General features: G+C 55.8%; 1 protein-coding gene. It reads right to left on the bottom strand.

From position 1 onward, the window contains the following. Positions 1-79 precede the first annotated feature (79 nt). Positions 80-472, bottom strand: coding sequence for a hypothetical protein (locus tag CVM52_RS28245; protein WP_133120027.1), 393 nt, complete (start codon positions 470-472; stop codon positions 80-82). Positions 473-661 lie beyond the last annotated feature (189 nt).

Here is a 661-nt window from a genome sequence, read left to right as displayed (position 1 = left end):
CGCACGTGTGGAAGTGGTACAAATATATTTCTCCCGAACAAGCTCACTGCAGCTCAGCTAGATTTTCTCTCTTCCCTCTTCAACAAGCTCCGACCTTGTGAAGCTCCAGCGCATGCACGGCTCGCCGGTGGCCTAGCATGTGTAAACCCTCCCAGCCGCTGGCCTGCTGGCAGCCGTGGGCGTCCAAGAAGTTCTTGCTGAGGTCCCTCGTCACGGACCCACCTGCGCGCTCCCGCGGCGGCTGCGGTGGCGTCGGTATCCTCTGGAGCGACGACCACGCCGTCGCGAGGCCGTGGTCCGATGGCGACCCGCACGCCAGCTGCTGCTCCCTGTCGTCCTCGGCGATGGTGTCCAGGCTCCTCGGCGCCTTCCTTCGCCGCATGACCGACACCACCTGCGGCGGCGCCACCTCCGTCATGAACCTCGCCGCCACCTGCGCCTGCGCCTTCGCCATGATCGAGGTGATGAACACACACACACACACCCCGCTACACATGTAAAGACAGAGCTAATAGCAAGGGGATAATGTTCAGAAATGTGCAATGCACAGCCTTCTGCACATCTGAATTTGTGTTTGACAATGTTTTTAGAAACATAAAAATAAATATACATAAAAATAAAATAAATAGCACCACTGTATTTGTTTTCACATATTTTGCAG

The sequence above is a fragment of the Pseudooceanicola lipolyticus genome (genome assembly GCF_002786325.1).
GTDB classification, from domain to species: Bacteria; Pseudomonadota; Alphaproteobacteria; order Rhodobacterales; family Rhodobacteraceae; genus Pseudooceanicola_C; species Pseudooceanicola_C lipolyticus.
Note: the sequence above shows the minus strand (reverse complement) of the source record. Positions and strands in the feature narration are given on the sequence as shown.